The 17566-nt window shown below is 36.6% G+C and carries 16 protein-coding genes; 8 read left to right on the top strand and 8 right to left on the bottom strand.

The annotated features are described in order from the left end of the window. Positions 1-2 precede the first annotated feature (2 nt). Positions 3-980 (bottom strand): ATP-binding cassette domain-containing protein, encoded by a 978-nt coding sequence (locus RZN25_04515; GenBank protein ID MEQ6376086.1) that lies wholly within the window; start codon positions 978-980, stop codon positions 3-5. A gap of 124 nt (positions 981-1104) precedes the next feature. On the opposite strand from RZN25_04515, the gene RZN25_04510 reads away from it, so the two are divergent. Both RZN25_04510 and RZN25_04505 read left to right on the top strand, forming a co-directional pair. Then, positions 1105-1548, top strand: coding sequence for a MarR family transcriptional regulator (locus tag RZN25_04510; GenBank protein MEQ6376085.1), 444 nt, complete (start codon positions 1105-1107; stop codon positions 1546-1548). Positions 1549-1761: 213 nt separating this feature from the next. Further along, positions 1762-3273, top strand: a complete 1512-nt coding sequence (locus RZN25_04505) for a BCCT family transporter (GenBank protein ID MEQ6376084.1) — start codon at positions 1762-1764, stop codon at positions 3271-3273. Positions 3274-3296: 23 nt separating this feature from the next. On the opposite strand, the gene RZN25_04500 is transcribed toward RZN25_04505, so the two are convergent. Together RZN25_04500 and RZN25_04495 are read right to left on the bottom strand one after the other, a co-directional pair. Continuing rightward, complete coding sequence (locus RZN25_04500; protein MEQ6376083.1) at positions 3297-3650, bottom strand: redoxin domain-containing protein; 354 nt, start codon at positions 3648-3650, stop codon at positions 3297-3299. 3 nt (positions 3651-3653) lie between these two features. After that, the gene (locus RZN25_04495) at positions 3654-3824 is read right to left on the bottom strand and encodes a hypothetical protein (protein MEQ6376082.1); all 171 of its coding nucleotides are present in this window, start codon (positions 3822-3824) and stop codon (positions 3654-3656) included. A 124-nt stretch (positions 3825-3948) separates the two neighbouring features. On the opposite strand from RZN25_04495, the gene RZN25_04490 reads away from it, so the two are divergent. Next, positions 3949-4161, top strand: coding sequence for a hypothetical protein (locus RZN25_04490; GenBank protein ID MEQ6376081.1), 213 nt, complete (start codon positions 3949-3951; stop codon positions 4159-4161). Between the two features lie 358 nt (positions 4162-4519). On the opposite strand, the gene RZN25_04485 is transcribed toward RZN25_04490, so the two are convergent. Together RZN25_04485 and RZN25_04480 are read right to left on the bottom strand one after the other, a co-directional pair. Further along, a complete protein-coding gene (locus tag RZN25_04485) occupies positions 4520-5164 on the bottom strand; it encodes a YpmS family protein (protein ID MEQ6376080.1) in 645 nt (214 codons plus the stop codon). A 267-nt stretch (positions 5165-5431) separates the two neighbouring features. Next, positions 5432-6316: a GDSL-type esterase/lipase family protein gene (locus RZN25_04480; GenBank protein MEQ6376079.1), complete on the bottom strand. Its 885-nt coding sequence runs from the start codon at positions 6314-6316 to the stop codon at positions 5432-5434. A gap of 290 nt (positions 6317-6606) precedes the next feature. Between RZN25_04480 and helD the strand changes: the two genes are divergently transcribed. Further along, positions 6607-8919 carry an RNA polymerase recycling motor HelD gene (helD, locus tag RZN25_04475; protein MEQ6376078.1) on the top strand — a complete coding sequence of 771 codons (2313 nt, stop codon included), beginning with the start codon at positions 6607-6609 and terminating at the stop codon, positions 8917-8919. A 30-nt stretch (positions 8920-8949) separates the two neighbouring features. On the opposite strand, the gene RZN25_04470 is transcribed toward helD, so the two are convergent. Continuing rightward, positions 8950-9291 (bottom strand): cupin domain-containing protein, encoded by a 342-nt coding sequence (locus tag RZN25_04470; GenBank protein ID MEQ6376077.1) that lies wholly within the window; start codon positions 9289-9291, stop codon positions 8950-8952. Positions 9292-9892: 601 nt separating this feature from the next. Here RZN25_04470 and RZN25_04465 point away from each other — a divergent pair. Further along, positions 9893-10840 carry a 3-hydroxyacyl-CoA dehydrogenase family protein gene (locus RZN25_04465; protein ID MEQ6376076.1) on the top strand — a complete coding sequence of 316 codons (948 nt, stop codon included), beginning with the start codon at positions 9893-9895 and terminating at the stop codon, positions 10838-10840. Positions 10841-10858: 18 nt separating this feature from the next. Beyond that, positions 10859-11992, top strand: a complete 1134-nt coding sequence (locus RZN25_04460) for an NADH:flavin oxidoreductase (protein ID MEQ6376075.1) — start codon at positions 10859-10861, stop codon at positions 11990-11992. Positions 11993-12961: 969 nt separating this feature from the next. Here RZN25_04460 and RZN25_04455 read toward each other — a convergent pair. Next, positions 12962-13228, bottom strand: a complete 267-nt coding sequence (locus RZN25_04455) for a hypothetical protein (GenBank protein ID MEQ6376074.1) — start codon at positions 13226-13228, stop codon at positions 12962-12964. A gap of 150 nt (positions 13229-13378) precedes the next feature. On the opposite strand from RZN25_04455, the gene RZN25_04450 reads away from it, so the two are divergent. Together RZN25_04450 and RZN25_04445 are read left to right on the top strand one after the other, a co-directional pair. Next, complete coding sequence (locus RZN25_04450; protein MEQ6376073.1) at positions 13379-14956, top strand: ATP-binding cassette domain-containing protein; 1578 nt, start codon at positions 13379-13381, stop codon at positions 14954-14956. Between the two features lie 154 nt (positions 14957-15110). Further along, positions 15111-17243 (top strand): MMPL family transporter, encoded by a 2133-nt coding sequence (locus RZN25_04445; GenBank protein ID MEQ6376072.1) that lies wholly within the window; start codon positions 15111-15113, stop codon positions 17241-17243. A 57-nt stretch (positions 17244-17300) separates the two neighbouring features. Here the strand turns inward: RZN25_04445 and RZN25_04440 are convergent, their stop codons facing one another. After that, positions 17301-17447 carry a hypothetical protein gene (locus RZN25_04440; GenBank protein MEQ6376071.1) on the bottom strand — a complete coding sequence of 49 codons (147 nt, stop codon included), beginning with the start codon at positions 17445-17447 and terminating at the stop codon, positions 17301-17303. Positions 17448-17566 lie beyond the last annotated feature (119 nt).

Below are 17566 nucleotides of genomic sequence, written 5' to 3'. Positions count from 1 at the left end.
TCCTAGTGATGGTTACCTCTTCTGAACCTTCGTCTAAATTTATCGGTCTTAGATGCCTCTTCCTCGCGAATTTCTTTTCCAGTAAAAGTTAAAAAGACATCATTTAATGTAGGTTTACGAATATCTAAGCTGCGAATTGGGGTTTCCAATTTCTTAATAAAATCAGAGATGAACCCATCGCTATCTAATACCTTTATCTGAAGAAGATCATCCTTTTCATGAATGCTTTCAATATTCATTTGTCGGATCTCCTCCATTGCTTTTTTATTGTTTGCTGTTTTAATTTCAATAATATCTCCGCCTACTTGTTTTTTGAGAGCAGCCGGAGTATCAATGGCAATAATCTTTCCATGATCCATGATAGCAATTCGATCACTAATTTCAGCTTCATCTAAATAGTGGGTGGTTAAAAACATCGTAATTCCTTCTTGTTCCTTTAATTTTAAAATATATTCCCAAATATGTGCTCGCGTTTGAGGATCTAATCCAATAGTAGGTTCATCAAGAAATAAAACTTTTGGATAATGAAGAAGTCCACGTGCGATTTCCAACCTTCTTTTCATTCCCCCTGAAAAGGTCTCAACCAATTTTTCTTGTTTGTCGACTAGATCAACAATTTCTAGCACTTGCTGAATACGATCTTCCCTTTTTTTCTTTGGCACATGATAAAAGCGGCAATGAAGCAATAAGTTTTCTTTGGCAGTTAGTTTTTCATCTAATGTATTCTCTTGAAAAATAATTCCAATACTCTTTCTAACTTGATCTTTTTCTCGGGAAACCGAATATCCATTTATGTACACTTCACCCGAAGACGGTTTTAACATGGTGCAAAGCATGTTTATCGTCGTACTTTTTCCTGCGCCATTAGGTCCAAGAAAACCAAAAATTTCTCCTTCTTCAATAGTGAAGTTAATATCTTGTACAGCTTTTAATTCCTTGAACTCTTTCGATAAGTTACGAACCTCTATTACAGATGCCATAAAACTACCCCACAATCATAAAGTTATGAAAAAATAACTAATAAAGCAATTATAATACACACCCACTATACGTCAACTACTCTTTTGTTATAATACTATTAGTAACATGTAAAGGATGAAGGTAATGAGCGATCATAAGGTATCAGAAATTGCTGATCTTCTTTTAGATATTCTCCCTTTGCTGCGGAATAAACTAATTTCTCCCTCAGAGGCTGTGAAAGATACGAAATTAAACCCTACTCAATTTTTTATCTTACTTTCTTTAAATGATCATGGAAAAAGGCCTACAACTGAATTAGGAAAAAAACTGTCTATATTAAAATCAAATGTGAGCCCTCTTATCAATGGTCTTTTGGAGCAAGGGTATGTTGAACGATCTTATTCGGAAAAGGACCGAAGAGTGATATATATCGACATTACTCAAAAAGGGAGAGACTTTGTGAAGGATCGAAAGCAAAAAATGCAGGAGAAAGTTAGGAATGAATTAACCTTTTTAGAGGAAGATGATCGCAACAAGCTAGAAGAAGCTGTACATGTGGTACATACAATACTAAGTAAAATGGAATAATGTATAAAATCAATTTTTGCTTAGATTAGGGGTTTTTCATGTTTGCTATCTCCGCCTTTTTATGGATTCTTTCAGGTGGAGTTATATTTATCCCGCAGGAACGAGCAGTAATACCATGTCTTAAGGAAACGAAAAGAGGCTTGTTCATAAATTACCTTTGTCTAGAGAATACTAACATCATCTGCAATTACATGGAAGGAGTTATATGTCGTTATGGATAAACCAAGAATTACATCTGTTTTTTGGATTACACTAGCTTTGGCCCTACTAGCTGTTCTTTGGGGCTCTTTATCACCAGATAATTTGGAAGATATAACAGCACAACTACAGCAATATATAGCTGTTCATTTTGGGTGGTATTATTTATTAATTGTTAGTCTCTTTGTTATCTTTTGCCTTTATATGATTTTTAGTCCTTATGGAAAAATGAATTTAGGAAAACCAAATGAGAAACCTGATTTCAGTTATCCTACATGGTTTGCGATGCTGTTTAGTGCAGGCATGGGAATCGGACTTGTTTTTTGGGGAGCAGCCGAACCAATCTTTCATTTTAGTACAAATCCCCCTACCGCAGAACCGGGTTCTATACCTGCTCTAAAAGAAGCGATGCAATTTAGTTTTTTCCACTGGGGATTTCATGCATGGGCAATTTACGCCGTTGTTGCTCTTGTATTAGCCTATTTTAAGTTTCGAAGAGGGGCTCCTGGACTTATCAGTGCAACATTAGAACCTCTTTTAGGTGATCGTGTAAACGGACCACTTGGGAAACTGATTGATGTCATTGCAGTGTTTGCAACTGTTGTTGGTGTGGCTACCACTTTAGGGTTTGGTGCATCTCAAATAAATGGTGGTCTATCTTATCTTTTAGGGATCGAGCAAACATTTGGAATTCAATTAGCCATTATTGCAGTTGTAACAGTTCTGTTTATGTTGTCAGCCTATACTGGGTTAAGCAAAGGAATTAAATATTTAAGTAATGCCAATATGTTTTTAGCTATATTGTTATTTGTGCTCATGCTTCTTGTAGGACCGACCTTATACATCTTAAACATTTTCACCGATACGGTTGGCCACTACATTCAAAATTTACCTTCTATGAGTCTTAGACTTGCTCCAAATAATGAGGGAAGGCAAGCATGGATCAATAATTGGACCATTTTCTATTGGGCTTGGTGGATTTCTTGGTCACCGTTTGTAGGTATCTTTATAGCAAGAGTTTCGAAGGGTAGAACGATACGCGAGTTTATGTCTGGTGTACTAATTGTTCCGGCTCTAGTTAGCTTTCTATGGTTTTCTGCTTTTGGAATGTCAGCGATTAACTTGGAGCAAAAGGGGATTGCAGATATTGCAGGAATGGCAACGGAGCAAGCCTTATTTGGTGTATTTGACCATTATCCATTGAGTTTACTAATGTCGATAGTGGCTATGATCCTAATTAGCACCTTTTTTATTACATCCGCTGATTCCGCCACATTTGTTCTTGGAATGCAAACGATGGGTGGGTCTTTGTTTCCTACGACAAGAGTGAAATTTGCTTGGGGAATTACCCAATCTGCAATGGCGGCTGCCCTATTATATACAGGAGGTCTACAGGCGCTTCAAAATACACTCATTTCAGCAGCATTTCCATTTTCCATTATTATGGTGCTGATGGTTTTCTCCCTATTGAAAGCACTTCGAAAGGACCGTGAAGAATTAGAAAAACAAGGAATGAGACTAAATTAAAAAGCTCGCCATTTGGCGAGCTTTTACTCTGAAATTTTTTCATATTCTTCACGAATTTTTTCTTCTGTTTGATCCATCTCTTCTCCCCAATGATCATTGACTTCTTTAAAGACCAAAGCCCCATTCTTATCTAAAAGCCCATATCCTCTATAAGCAACATCACCGTTTCGCATATCCATATGATCAATTAAATCAAAATTAGGATCAGATAAAAATGTGATAGATAGGTCATCCTCACGTGGATACTGTTCTTCTATGGCTTCTTTTAAGTATAACAATTCATCTGGTTTGTCTTTACTAATGGCGTACAAGTCAACATCCAAATCTTCAAAACGATCTAAGTTATTTTGCAGCTCCACGAGCTGTTTTTGACAAATCCCTCAAGTATACGTGGTGAAGAAGAAAATAAGGGAAGGCCGATCACCCGGCAAATGCACTTCAGTGTTATTTTCATTGGAAAGTGTAACTTCTTTTTCATCATTTGAGCAAGCACTTAATAAAAATAAACCAAGAATACTTATTAAAAACAAAATCTTGATTCCTATTTTCATGTCTATTGCCTCCTATTCCAACCTTATTGTAGAGTAAGCTTTTGGCGATGTCCATATTATTGGATTGTTGGTTTTGCGAACAAAGAGTACAATCACAACTTAGAATGATGGAAGGGGATAATTTATGGTCCATTATGAGGAAGTTACCATTGAAAGTGAAGTTCTATTAAAAGGCGCGCTCCTCTTACCTGAAACGGAAAATAAAGTACCAGCCGTCCTAATTATAAATGGGAGTGGGGGAGCAGATCGAGACGGGAATTTATTTAAACCGAAACTGCCGTTTAATTTATACAAATCCTGTCACATTAAAAAACATCAAAACTTTGGTAAAAGGTGAATGTGAGATTCACTCCATTCCTAATGTGAATCATATGTTAAAAGAACAAAAAGAAAATGTAGATGCTTCGAATGTTTTAAAGACTTAGCAAATCAACCCATTGCCCCAAAAGTACTTGAAATCCTTCATCAATGGTTGAATGCACAGAGTAAAAGCAACCCTTCAATTTAAAAGGGTTGCTTTTACTCTCGTTGAAACCATTCATAAGACTTCCACTTCAAAAGTGAAGGGTAACAAAGATGTTTAAGAAAGAGTAAAGAACGGGTATCACCCAATTGGTTCAAGGGACTTTCGGTCATACCTTTGGGTATCCCCAATCAGATAGGGAGGGCAACCCCCCACTGATTAAAGTTTCACTTTATCTAAAATAATCTCTAATTTTAGAAAGTCCTTGGTTGTTTGAAAATGTTTCTAAAGGAACAGTTATGCGAAAGGAAAGATGGTCATTTTTAACGTCAAATTCTTTCACACTTACTTTGAAATTACTCCTTGGCTCAATATTAGTAACAGCCACATAGATTTTTTCCGTCTCAGGATCCACAACAACCCATTCAGGAAAAGGGTACATATCTTTTATATATTTGAGGACTTTGTTGTTGGGCAGGAAAAGACGCCCAATCGAGATTGATTCGAGATCTAAAACGATATCCCCATTTTCTTGTACAATGGGTTTAAGTCTCATATTCAAAGGAACTTTAGTATTAAAGGCTTCAAGTGTCCCGTGTATTTGGACATCTTCTTCAAGAGTAACATAATAAGCTAAATCCTCATTCCCGGGCAATGTAGATAAATAGCTATTAATCAGTTGATTTAGGTTATTCTTATTAGATGAGATGGTAAATTCAGCATCGGGAACAAAATACTTTCCCTTTGGGAGGTTTGTCTTTGTGACAGGCCAAAAGACGAGAAGAATTATGACTAAAATAACTAAAATATTAAATCCGGCTAAAAGGAGAAACCTCTTCTTCCAAGGATCATCTATAGATTTCCAAAAATCGAACATGTTAATCACCTAGATTTCTTATGTTTTCTATTAAAAAGGAGCCTTTCTTAGAGGCTCCAATTATCCGCATGAACGGGTAGTAATACCCCCACCTCAATTCTTAAGTGAAACGGAAAGATAGGTGAGGGATAAACTCCCATGAAAATAAAATTTTAAATTTTTCACCCTTGTTGGTGCGGTTTGCTGCCCGTAAATATCCAATTGGTTCAAGGACCTCATACTCAACCCCTTAATCAGCGGGGGACGGGCACTGATTGAAGTTTCACTTTATTCTTCCTTCCTGCTTATTACTGGTGCAATATATTCAAGTACTCGTTCACCGATAAGCTGATATCCTTTGTCATTGGGATGAAAATTATCATCAGATAATAGTTCGTTTGTATTTGGTTCAAACAAATCCTTGATCGGAATAAATGTCCCCATTTCATAGGAATTCATAACTTCTCTACCGATTTGATTCCAATCTACCATGATTTGGTTTAACTCTTGGACATCACTGAAATATTCGCGGAATGGATTATAGACACCAATTAAATAAAATCGTACTTGAGGATTAATAGTTTGTATTTTATCGAAAACAGCAATAAGGCTGGATTTATAACTTCCTGTTTGATTATAGAAAACTTCATAGTTTAGGTTAGTAAGATTATTTTTTACAATAGCCATTACATCATTTGCCCCAATGGTTACTAGCATAATGTCTGCATTTTCTATGCTGTCGCGAATTTCTTCATTATCTAATCGTTTTAGCAATTGATCCGTACGATTCCCTCTTTTTCCATAGTTGTCAATGGCTAAAGCATTTATAGTACGAGTCTTATTTAATGTATTTTCAATCATTCCTACATAGCCAATTTCGTCTGTTGATCCAACCCCTTGTGTAAGAGAATCACCAATGGCTACAATCTTTAAGTCTTCTTTAGTGAAAATTTCTAGTGCTCTCTCTATCACAAAATTTACTTTTTCACGGATGTTGTCCTTAATTGGTTGATCATTTTTCTCTTCTTCTTGATGCTCTTCTTCAGGGTGCTCTATAGATATATCTTCTTTTGCTACAAGAGGATTTTCACTTGGTTCCTCTTCCCAATAAAGCCACACAAAAAATAAAAAAATAACTAAACTCCCGAAGACGAGCCAATACTTTTTCCCCATCTTCTTCAAGATTGATCACTCCACAATTTTATCTCTAATACCATACTATTCCCTAGTTTACACAATTAAAACGGTCATTTTTTTGGGGGAATTACATATATATAGGGACTAAAAAAGGCGCCCCTGTACACAGGGCACCTTCAAAATTCATTTGAGTATTTTCATCTAATATGTTACTATAAATGTTCCTATGTTATTATAGAATTTTTATACGTATCTACAAAATTCCTATAATAACAATAGCATAAAGGTGTTGTGTTGTCAAGTGATACAATTAGGGGGCGGTCATATTGAACGAGTGGAATAAAGAACAGGATAGAATTTCAGATATTATAAAAGAAGTATCTGAGCAAAAAAAAATAATTAGGGATAATGCAAGTCAATCTAAAGAAGATGTCGCTTCTATACGAAAGAACTTTTTTGAAGATGTTACTGTTAATTTTGATGAGATCGATGATGCCGTAGAAACATATGTGAGTATAAAACAGCAAACTGAACTATTATCCGAACGCGAGCGGAGTCATGGTCAATATGCTAAAGAATTAAAAACTTTAGAAAGGCTGGAAAATTCACCTTACTTTGGAAGAATTGACTTTGTTGGAGATGGAGAAACAAACAAGGACCGCGTGTATATTGGAATTTCATCTTTTATGGACAAAGAAAAAGAAAACTTTTTAATATATGATTGGCGTGCTCCCATTGCAAGCCTTTACTATGACCACTCCCCGGGTAATGCCGAATATGAAACTCCTGAAGGTATGATTTCTGGCGAGATGACTTTGAAGAGACAATATCAGATTGAACGTGGAATTCTTAAGTCTATGTTTGATACAGGAATTACAATTGGTGACGAACTGTTGCAATCTGTTTTAGGAAAACAAGCTAATACAAAGATGAAGAGTATTGTAGCCACCATTCAGAAGGAACAAAATCAAATCATTCGACATGAAAAAACTCCATTTGTAGTCGTCCAAGGTGCAGCGGGGAGCGGGAAGACTTCTGCCGCTTTGCAACGGGTTGCCTTTTTGCTTTATCAATATCGAGGCTTGATTCAGGCGGATCAAATTCTGCTTTTTTCTCCTAATGCCATGTTTAGCAGTTATGTGGCATCTGTTCTTCCAGAATTAGGGGAGGAAACAATGGAACAGACAACCTTTCAGGATTATCTTCATTATCGATTGAAAAGTTCGTTTGAGGTAGAAACACCATTTGCCCAATTAGAGAAACGGTTAGCTAAAAAACAATCCAAGGGATATCAGGATATGATTCGTTGGAAAGGGACTTTAGTGTTCAAGAATGCTGTGGATAAACATGTTACTCATCTTGAAGAAGAAGGAATGCGCTTTCGTTCGATAGTCTTTAGAGGATCAACCATCATACCTGCCTCCAAGATAAAGGCCTATTATCAATCTTTAAACCGATCTATGTCCATTCCGAATCGCATGGAAAAAGTCAAAGAATGGCTTTTACAAGAGATAAAGGTCCAGGCAAAAAAAGAAACCCAAAAGAAATGGGTGGAAGAAGAAATTCAATGGGTAAGTAAAGAGGATATGCATAAGGTCTATCAAAAAATACAAAAAGAAAATACGAAAGAAGATACTTTTGATGATTTTGAACGAGAGCAAAAAGCGCTAGCACAAATAGTGGTTAAAAGAGCTTTTGCTCCCCTCATAAAAAAAATACAAAAATTAAAATTCATTCATCTTCCACAACTTTACATCCATTTTTTGCAGAATTTTCAACAATGGACTTCTGAAAAACTACCAGTGGGATGGGATGAGCAAGTAGAGATAACACTAAGTCGCTTGAAACAAAAAGAGATGCCATATGAGGATGCTATTCCTTACTTATATCTGCAGGATCGTATAGAAGGCCGCAAATCGAATACCAAAATAAGATATGTGTTGATTGATGAGGCACAGGATTATACAGATTTTCAGTTTGCCTTCATTAAGCAGCTATTTCCTTATGCAAGAATGACCATTCTCGGCGATTTAAATCAAGCAATCTTTTCAAATGAGGGGACCCGAGAATCTTTGCTTTCTTACGATATTGTGCCGAAAGACCGACAGCAAACGTATCGATTACTACAAAGTTATCGGTCAACAAGAGAAATTGTTGAATTTACGAAATCGTTCATTCCAGGCGGAGAGGAAATTCAGCCTTTCAATCGCGAAGGAAAACTTCCTGTTGTTTGGGAGGGGGGAGGTTCAAAGGAATCTTTTTCGCGATGGTTCAAAGGAAGGTTGAAGGACTTTAGACAAAGTCACGACACAGTGGCCGTGATTTGTAAGACAGCAGCAGAATGTAGGGAGGCTTATGAACAGCTTCAAGAACTGGATAATGTTCAATTGCTTGTCGATGAAAAGAAAGGCTATGAAAAAGGGATCACTATCTTGCCTGTATATTTAGCTAAAGGAATAGAGTTCGATGCCGTTCTTCTATATAACGGTTCTGCTGATGTTTATGGGAAAGAGGACGGTCGTCTCTTTTACACAGCATGCACGAGAGCCATGCATGAATTGGAAATTGTTATAAAGGATGAGAGGAATACATTTATAAATAAAGCCCCCAAGGAAACTTACGAGATTAGGAACTGCTAAGAAAGGCGCCCAAAATAGGGCGCCTTTTTATTAAATATCTTGAGCGAAGCGCTCATCAGGGATCTTATTTAGCATTACATATAGGCTCACAGATTGATCTCCTGTATTTTCAAAGGAAAGCTCCTCATCCCCTGTAATAAGGAGGACATCTTGTTCTTTTAGCAATTGCTGTTTACTGTCAACTGTAAATGTTCCTGAACCATTCAGGACAAGAATATAAACGTTTGTTCCGGGATGCTTGTGAGCAGGCAAGGTTTGTCCAGGTTCAAAATTCAGCACAAAAACCGTACTACCGCCTTCTTTAAACATCACTCTTTTCGTGAATTTTTCAGAACTATATTCTTTAAAATCATTAACGGACTTGATTTCCATGATTCATCAGCTCCTTATTTGGTATATCACTAGTATAAGATATCTCCAAAATTAATGAAGTGATGTAAATCAACGGGTGAATGGGAAAGTTGGTGAAATGTTTGTCAAACTTTCCAAAAAAGTTGTGGACTTATTTGCCATTATACGCAGCCCCCAGTACGTTGAAGCTTAAACATGCAGGGGGTCAGGCACCTTTTTCCGTTTTAGCGGAAAATTCATGGTTTTATCTTACGTGATTATGGAAAAATTCCATAATCACGGAAAGGTTAGCAAGCGAAAAACTACATGTTTTAATGGTCAAAAAATTTTTTAGTGACTAAATTTTAATTAGAATCTTAAATAGGTGTCAACTTGTTTGGTGGTGGTGCGCCGTTTAAAGATGTTAAAGATCGGGCTCGTATGCCTTTTTTAATCAAATAATAACTTTAATAAGGTTAAAATGAATTTGTATGGCACGATTTTTGCGTATTTATAAGTGAAGGATAAATATTTAATATGTGCAGAAGGGTTCATGTTGTAGCTATCCACCATTTTGAAAGCGCTTTAATTAATGGTGGTGATGTTTAGCAACACCGATATATTTATACGAGGGGGAAAAGCGATGGTTAGAAACATTACGGTACTAGGTGCGGGAACTATGGGGCATGGGATTGCGCAAAACTATGCATTAGCTGGATACAATGTTTCTTTGTATGATCTAAAAAAGGAGTATCTCGCCAATGCACTTATTTTGATTGAAAATAGTTTATCTATGTTGGTAAAAGAAAATAGAATAAGTAAAGATGAACAAGATAGGGCACTCACCCATATTTTTATGACAACTAATTTTGAAGAAGCAGTGAAAAATGCAGATTTTATTACAGAAGCTGTTAGTGAGAATCTTGACATTAAATATAAACTATTTGCTGATTTAGAAAAAGTTATTTCTGATGAAACAATAGTAGCTTCCAATACTTCAACATTCTCCATAAGCCAATTAACAGAAAAAATGACTATCAAAAATCGTTTAATCATTACACATTTCTTTAATCCTGCACAGCTTGTACCACTTGTGGAAATAGTAAAAAGTAATGAAACATCTAATGAAGTAATAAATCAAACTGTTGAATTAATGAAGACTATTGGTAAGACACCAGTAGTATTGAAAAAAGACGTTCCTGGATTAATAGCAAACCGTCTACAAGCAGCATTAGTACGAGAAGCTTTTTACTTACTAGATGAAGGGGTTGCAGATGCAAGAGATATTGATAGAGTAGTAACATCAGGTCCTGGATTCAGGTGGGCGTTCATCGGTCCCTTAGAGACTGCTGATTATGGTGGTTTAGACATATGGAAGAGTGTTGTAGAAAATCTAGCTCCAAATTTATCTAAGGCTGATAAGGTTCCGAATTTTATCAATGAAAAGTTCCTTGAAGGAAAACTGGGAACTAAGACGGGAGAAGGAATTTACTCTTATTCCAATGAAATAGTTAAAGAAGAAATTGAGCAACGTGATAAGAATTTTATTCGTTTGAATAAAATTAAAGAGAAGGAATCAACTTCCTTTTAATTTTTAGGAGTGGTGATTTTGAATAATAAATATGACAGTATTCTAGAAAAAATAAGCTTACCAAATGGAATAGTGCTCAAAAATAGATTAGGGACTGCTCCAATGTCAACTTATTCCTCCAATCCAGATGGATCCATTTCTGATCAAGAATTGAATTATTATAAAAGAAGAGCTAACTTAGGTGATTTATTTATAAGTGGTTGTATTGCTGTATCTAAAAGTGGGCTACTGAATTCAAAACAATTTATTGCATATGAGGAAAGTGTTAATGATAGATTAAAAAAAATGGCGATTAGTATGAAATCCTTTGGCAGCAAAGCTATTCTTCAAATAAATCATGCAGGAAGAAGAGCGATGGGGACACACGAAAAATTTGGTGAAGTACTTGCACCTAGTTCAGTAGAATATCCATCACTAGACGAGCTTCCAAAGGAATTAAGTGAAATGCAAATCAAGGAAATTATTAAGGACTTTGGAAATGCAACCAAAAAAGCAATACACCTCGGGTTTGACGGTGTTGAAATTCATGGTGCTAATCATTATTTAATTCAACAATTTTTTTCTACTTATTCAAATCAACGGAAGGACGAATGGGGAGGATCCTTACAAAAAAGAATGCGATTCCCATTGGCTGTTTTAGAAGAAGTGCAAAAAGTAGTAAAACAAGAGGGAAAAGACACATTTATTGTCGGCTACAGACTATCTCCAGAAGAAGTCCTTGATAAGACAATTGGTTATACTATTGATGAAACATTAGAAATGGTGGAAAAATTAATAGAAAATAGGATTCACTATATTCATTCTTCCTTATACGGTGGAGTAGACAAGGTTGCTTTAACAGGGAATAAAAGGAGCCCAGTCAATAGTATGATTTATAATAAGATTAATAAGAGGGTCCCATTTGTAGTCGGGAGTAATATATTTACTCCCGCTGATGCAATGAAAGCACTTGAATATGGAGATATAGTTGTACTGGGAAGAGAAGCAATTCTTGATCCTGAATGGTTATTAAAATTAACACAAGAAAGAGTTGAAGAAATAGCAACTCATGTCCCAGTTGATGCTCCGGGAAGTTTGGACATCCCACAAGGAATGTGGGCCCAATTAATAGATGATTCAAATACATTGCCACCATTACCTGTTAAGGAATAAAAATAAGTGACTTACTAAAGTTAAAAAAATACAGAGAAATATTGACTTGGATCGGTTATGTGATTGCGGGGGTATTTTTATCCCTTGCAACCATACGTCGTAACATTCCCAATTCAAAGCATTGGTGCCTGACCCCATTACGAAAATGCCGCTTGTGACCGACCTTGCTCAAATATATCATCTTGCCTATAAAGGTGAGATACAAGTTTTTTAGTAAAGAAACACTCAAAAGATGATTCCTCGTTTGTCTGAGGAGTCATCTTTTCTTAAAAGATAAGTATAAAATTTGTCTAGCTCCAGCGCCCTATCGACTAGAGACGGTTCCCTCCTCTCCATCGATAAGTCAACATCGATGAAGGAGGTTCGGTTAAAAACGCGACATCCGATTACTCGGCCCACCGAAAACATTTGTCGCAACACCGAACTGACTCGCAGGATGCGAGCCCTCGTGAACCGTGTTTCCTTTGGGCCTACAGGATGTAGGTCACCACACGATGTGACGGCTTTAGCCGACGATCCTTAATATCGATGAGGTCCACCGCCTTACGTCGATGATCGAGGGCGCTTGCGCTTTTCTTATAGAACACGGAAATTTAATAAAAATTTGTAACTCATTGCGCAAGTAGCACTTAAAGCACGTATCCAAGAAAAATAGCACCTAACTTCTTAATCTCAGGTAAAATTGTCACTTAAAACCTCAAGATTGGCTCATAGAAGTAGAGAGTATGGCTCTCAAACATAGATAGCAGCACTCAAGCGAAGGAAGTAGCACACAAGTCAATAGACTGTCACTGTGAATAAAAAAACCATCACTTAAAAAGGTTTCTTTAGCACATAGAATCTTGATATCGTCACTTAATCCAAAAAATTGGCACCCAATGACTTATAGTAGCTCTGAAATGAATTCATTAGCACGTAAAGTCGTCTCTGTTTCTTTTAAGATTGCAAAACATTCTCTAATATTAATTTTCACGGAAAATAAATCTCAATACGACTGTTGTTAAAAAATAGCTCATAATAGTTTGGGAATTGACTGTTCCTTTGAAAGCTAACATGACCTGATGTAGGAATTTGGTAGTCTATCCCATTAGGTATACAAAAAAGAATTTCTTTTTCGGTTAATTTAACCCTTGAGAACGTGAAACCCTTCCTTTCTACTAATTCACCATCGTCGTAGTAGTTAAGAACAACTTGTCGATCATGATAACTCTTAAGAATATCAGTGGAAAATTCCATAGAACATCCCTCCACTCTAAGAGTAACTCATTTAATAAACTCACGTAGTGATTGCTCCCCTTCCATTGCCCCCCCTATAGATGATATACTAGATAAGATGTGGTATTGACTATTTCCCTAGTGGGATGATATAGATGGAGGAATAAATAAATGATTACAGTTACGAATGTGGGGCTTCGTTACGGTGACCAGAAGCTTTTTGAGGATGTAAATATTAAATTTACTCCAGGAAACTGCTATGGACTAATCGGCGCAAATGGAGCAGGTAAATCTACTTTTCTTAAAATTTTATCAGGGGAGATTGAACCTCAAGCAGGTGATGTTTCTCTTAAACCAGGACAACGCTTAGCAGTATTAAAGCAGGATCATTTCCAATATGAAGAAGACACTGTTCTGGAAGTTGTTATAAAAGGTCATGCGCGTCTGTATGAGGTCATGCAAGAAAAAAATGAAATCTATATGAAGGCAGACTTTTCCGAAGAAGATGGAATGCGTGCAGCTGAACTTGAAGGAGAATTTGCTGAACTTAATGGGTGGGAAGCAGAATCAGATGCTGGCAAATTATTAACTGGTCTTGGCATTGAAGATTCTCTTCACCAGAAAAAAATGGGAGATCTTACAGGGGGAGAAAAAGTAAAAGTCCTTCTCGCACAAGCTCTTTTTGGTAACCCTGATGTTCTTCTTTTGGATGAGCCGACGAACCATTTAGATATTCAAGCGATTCAATGGTTAGAAGATTTCCTTATTAACTTTGAGAATACTGTAATCGTGGTTTCCCATGATCGTCACTTCTTAAACACAGTATGTACTCATATTGCTGACCTTGACTTTGGGAAAATTCAAATCTATGTTGGGAACTATGATTTCTGGTATGAATCTAGTCAACTTGCTCAAAGAATGGCTCAAGAGCAAAATAAGAAAAAGGAAGAAAAAATTAAAGAGCTCCAAAACTTTATTGCCCGATTTAGTGCGAATGCTTCTAAATCAAAACAAGCGACATCACGTAAGAAGCTATTAGATAAAATTACATTGGATGACATTCAACCATCCTCTCGTAAATATCCTTATGTTGGGTTTGCTCCTGAGCGCGAAATTGGAAATGATGTTCTTCGTGTGGAGGGTCTAACCAAAATGATTGATGGAGTAAAAGTGTTAGATAACGTAAGCTTTATCATGAATAAAGATGACAAAATTGCTCTGGTTGGTGATCAGGAAATTGCCAAAACAACTCTTTTCAAAATTTTGATGGGAGAAATGGAGCCCGACAGCGGAACTTATAAATGGGGAGTAACCACTTCTCAAAGTTATTTCCCGAAGGACAATGCTAAGTTTTTTGAGGGTAGCGATTTGAATCTTGTGGATTGGTTACGTCAATATTCACCAGAAGATCAGACAGAAACCTTCCTTCGTGGCTTCCTTGGTCGTATGTTATTCTCTGGAGAAGATGTTCACAAAAAAGCAAGTGTCCTATCTGGAGGAGAAAAGGTCCGTTGCATGCTTTCTAAAATGATGCTTAGCAAAGCAAACATTTTACTTTTAGATGAGCCAACCAACCATTTAGACCTTGAATCCATTACAGCACTAAATAACGGCTTGATTAAATTCAAAGGGTCTATGATTTTTGCTTCCCATGACCACCAATTTATTCAATCCATTGCTAACCGTATCATTGAGCTAACGCCAAACGGCATGATTGACAAGGTCATTAGCTACGATGAATACATTTAGGATCCAAGTATCAAAGAAAAAAGAAAAGAACTCTATGCATAATACGAGGCCGCTCTCCACTAAGGGAGCGGCTTTTTAGTTAAAATTAATTTATTGTCGCAGACTAGGTAAAGTATAATAAAGAGCAATACATAAGGTAAGGGGATGACCTGACGTGAAGGCAGTAGTTCGTTTTCCCAAAATAATCATGGCTATTTGGATCATAGTGACGATTGCATTGGGTTATTTTGCATTGGACCTTCCATCAAAACTTCAAGGAAATGGCTTTAATGTGGAAGGTGAAAATAATAAGGTTAATCGGACCCTTGAAGAAACATTCAATCACCCTAAAGGAACAATCATGGTCCTTTTTGAAAAAGAACCTTCAGAGAAAAATCAAGATTTTGAGAGTAAAATTAGCCGATTTCTTGAAAAGGTTAATCAAGAAGGTATAGCTTCTGAGATTCGTTCACCATTAAAAAATGAAGACTTAAATAAAGGTGATTTAGCTTATGCTGTTTTACAATTTGATCACGGTGGCTTAAAAGATGAAATCGATTGGTTACGGTCCTTGGCAGGTAGGGATGGTAATGTTTCTATTACAGGGGCACCTGTCATTAATGAAGACATCAATCATGCTAGTCAAGAGGATTTAAAGCGTGCTGAAATGATAGGTATTCCTGTAGCATTAGTCGTTTTATTAATGGCATTTGGGAGTATTGTTGCCTCCTTAGTTCCGTTAATCATTGGGGCGATCACGGTTATCGCTTCTTTGGGGATACTGACTTTGATGGGTGACCAACTTGATTTATCTGTTTTTATATTGAACATTGTCCCTATGATTGGACTTGCTTTGAGCATTGATTTTTCCTTGTTGTTTATTAACCGTTATCGAGAAGAGTTGGAGAAACAAAATAAAGTGGCTGCCATACTGACAACGATCCGGACAGCAGGTCGTTCGATTATGTTTTCTGCTTTTTGTGTATTTATTGGGCTTGCTGCTATGACTCTTGTCAGAATTGATATTTTTCAAAATATAGCAATAGGCGGAATGATTGTCGTTGCACTTTCAGTTATTTCCGCAAACACACTTCTTCCAGCTATTCTATTTCTATTAGATAAAAGAATAAACCAATGGATGATTATTAAGAAAAAAAATGATGAAGCAGATCGGTGGCATCGTTTTGCGGAAGGTGTCATGAGACGTCCGATACGGATAACACTTTTAGCCCTTGGAATACTTGCTATAGGGACAATCCCAATTACTGATATGAAATTGAAGATTCCGGAGGTTGATTCGTTACCAACATCTTATGAATCTAGACAAGCCATGGACCGGATAGAAGAGGAGTTTGGCATTCGTGATAAAAGTACAGTCTATGTGATTGCTGAACGCTCAGGAGATTGGCTAAGTGAAGAAGGGCTAGAGGAACAAAAGAGATTAGAAGAAGAGCTATCCAAAGATCCCATTGTGGAAAAGGTGGACTCGATCTTTCATTTGGCTAATATTGAAGATCAAGCAACTATGAGTTACTCTCTTCAGGATCCTCAAATCAAACGAAAGCTTGATCCAATGTTAGATAAGGTATTAAGAGGAGAAAAGCTACTTATCCCAGTTACTCTTTTTGAAAAAGAGGATTCAGAAAAAGCACAGGATTGGGTGAGAGAGTGGAGTCAAAAGGAATGGGACTATGACTTAAGCTTTGGGGGAAAGGTGAAATTCAATCAAGAAATATTTGATGAAATAAATAACAAGATTCTTTATGCCGTACTTTTGATTGTTGTATCTACGTATTTTATCTTGATGATTGCTTTTAGATCCGTGATTATTCCACTTAAAGCGATCCTTATGAATATAATTGGACTTGCAGCCACATTTGGAATCCTCGTTTGGCTCTTCCAAGGAGGGCATCTAGGACTGACACCAAGTGATATTGCTTTAATTATCCCTGTTATGGTTTTTAGTTTAGTTTTTGGACTTAGCATGGATTACGAAGTTTTTCTTATCTCAAGGATTCATGAACATTACTTAGAGTCAAAAGATAATCATCGAGCAACAGTAGAAGGTTTAGCTACAACCAGTAGAATCATTACATCTGCTGCTCTAATTATGATTGTCATTACAGGAGCATTTGCATTTACAGGTGTGATGCCTGTTAAACAAATAGGTGTAGGGATTGCCATTGCAATTACCATTGATGCCACGATTATTCGATTGCTCTTAGTTCCAAGTCTCATGAAGCTTTTAGGAGATTGGAACTGGTGGATGCCATTTATTAAAGGGGAAAAAGCCAAACAACAGGGTTAGGATCTTAAAAAAAGATGATTCCTCATTTGTCGAGGAATCATCTTATTTATTGAACTTTTATTCATCATCGATTTCACCGTCTCCGATTTCATCTTCTTCCTCTACATCTTCAATTTCTTCGCCTTCCTCAGGTGCCTCATCTCCGCAACCTGTTAAAGTAAAAGTAGAGCAGGCTAGCAAAAACATCAAAAGAAACCTTTTCATTATGACTAACCTCCTTCCAACAAAAATTAAAATGAAAACATTTGATTTTTAGTATGGATATATTTTAACTTCTTTATTAGTAAATAACTCAACTTTCGCACTTAGAAAAATGTAATTCG

The sequence above is a fragment of the Bacillaceae bacterium S4-13-56 genome (assembly GCA_040191315.1).
Classification (GTDB): Bacteria; Bacillota; Bacilli; order Bacillales; family JAWJLM01; genus JAWJLM01.
This window is presented reverse-complemented; position numbering and strand designations above follow the sequence as displayed.

Coding starts and splice junctions, on each gene's coding strand:
- RZN25_04515 (MEQ6376086.1), bottom strand. CDS start 980: ATGGCATCTGTAATAGAGGTTCGTAACTTATCGAAAGAGTTCAAGGAA.
- RZN25_04510 (MEQ6376085.1), top strand. CDS start 1,105: ATGAGCGATCATAAGGTATCAGAAATTGCTGATCTTCTTTTAGATATT.
- RZN25_04505 (MEQ6376084.1), top strand. CDS start 1,762: ATGGATAAACCAAGAATTACATCTGTTTTTTGGATTACACTAGCTTTG.
- RZN25_04495 (MEQ6376082.1), bottom strand. CDS start 3,824: ATGAAAATAGGAATCAAGATTTTGTTTTTAATAAGTATTCTTGGTTTA.
- RZN25_04490 (MEQ6376081.1), top strand. CDS start 3,949: ATGGTCCATTATGAGGAAGTTACCATTGAAAGTGAAGTTCTATTAAAA.
- RZN25_04485 (MEQ6376080.1), bottom strand. CDS start 5,164: ATGTTCGATTTTTGGAAATCTATAGATGATCCTTGGAAGAAGAGGTTT.
- RZN25_04480 (MEQ6376079.1), bottom strand. CDS start 6,316: ATGGGGAAAAAGTATTGGCTCGTCTTCGGGAGTTTAGTTATTTTTTTA.
- RZN25_04470 (MEQ6376077.1), bottom strand. CDS start 9,291: ATGGAAATCAAGTCCGTTAATGATTTTAAAGAATATAGTTCTGAAAAA.
- RZN25_04465 (MEQ6376076.1), top strand. CDS start 9,893: ATGGTTAGAAACATTACGGTACTAGGTGCGGGAACTATGGGGCATGGG.
- RZN25_04455 (MEQ6376074.1), bottom strand. CDS start 13,228: ATGGAATTTTCCACTGATATTCTTAAGAGTTATCATGATCGACAAGTT.
- RZN25_04450 (MEQ6376073.1), top strand. CDS start 13,379: ATGATTACAGTTACGAATGTGGGGCTTCGTTACGGTGACCAGAAGCTT.
- RZN25_04440 (MEQ6376071.1), bottom strand. CDS start 17,447: ATGAAAAGGTTTCTTTTGATGTTTTTGCTAGCCTGCTCTACTTTTACT.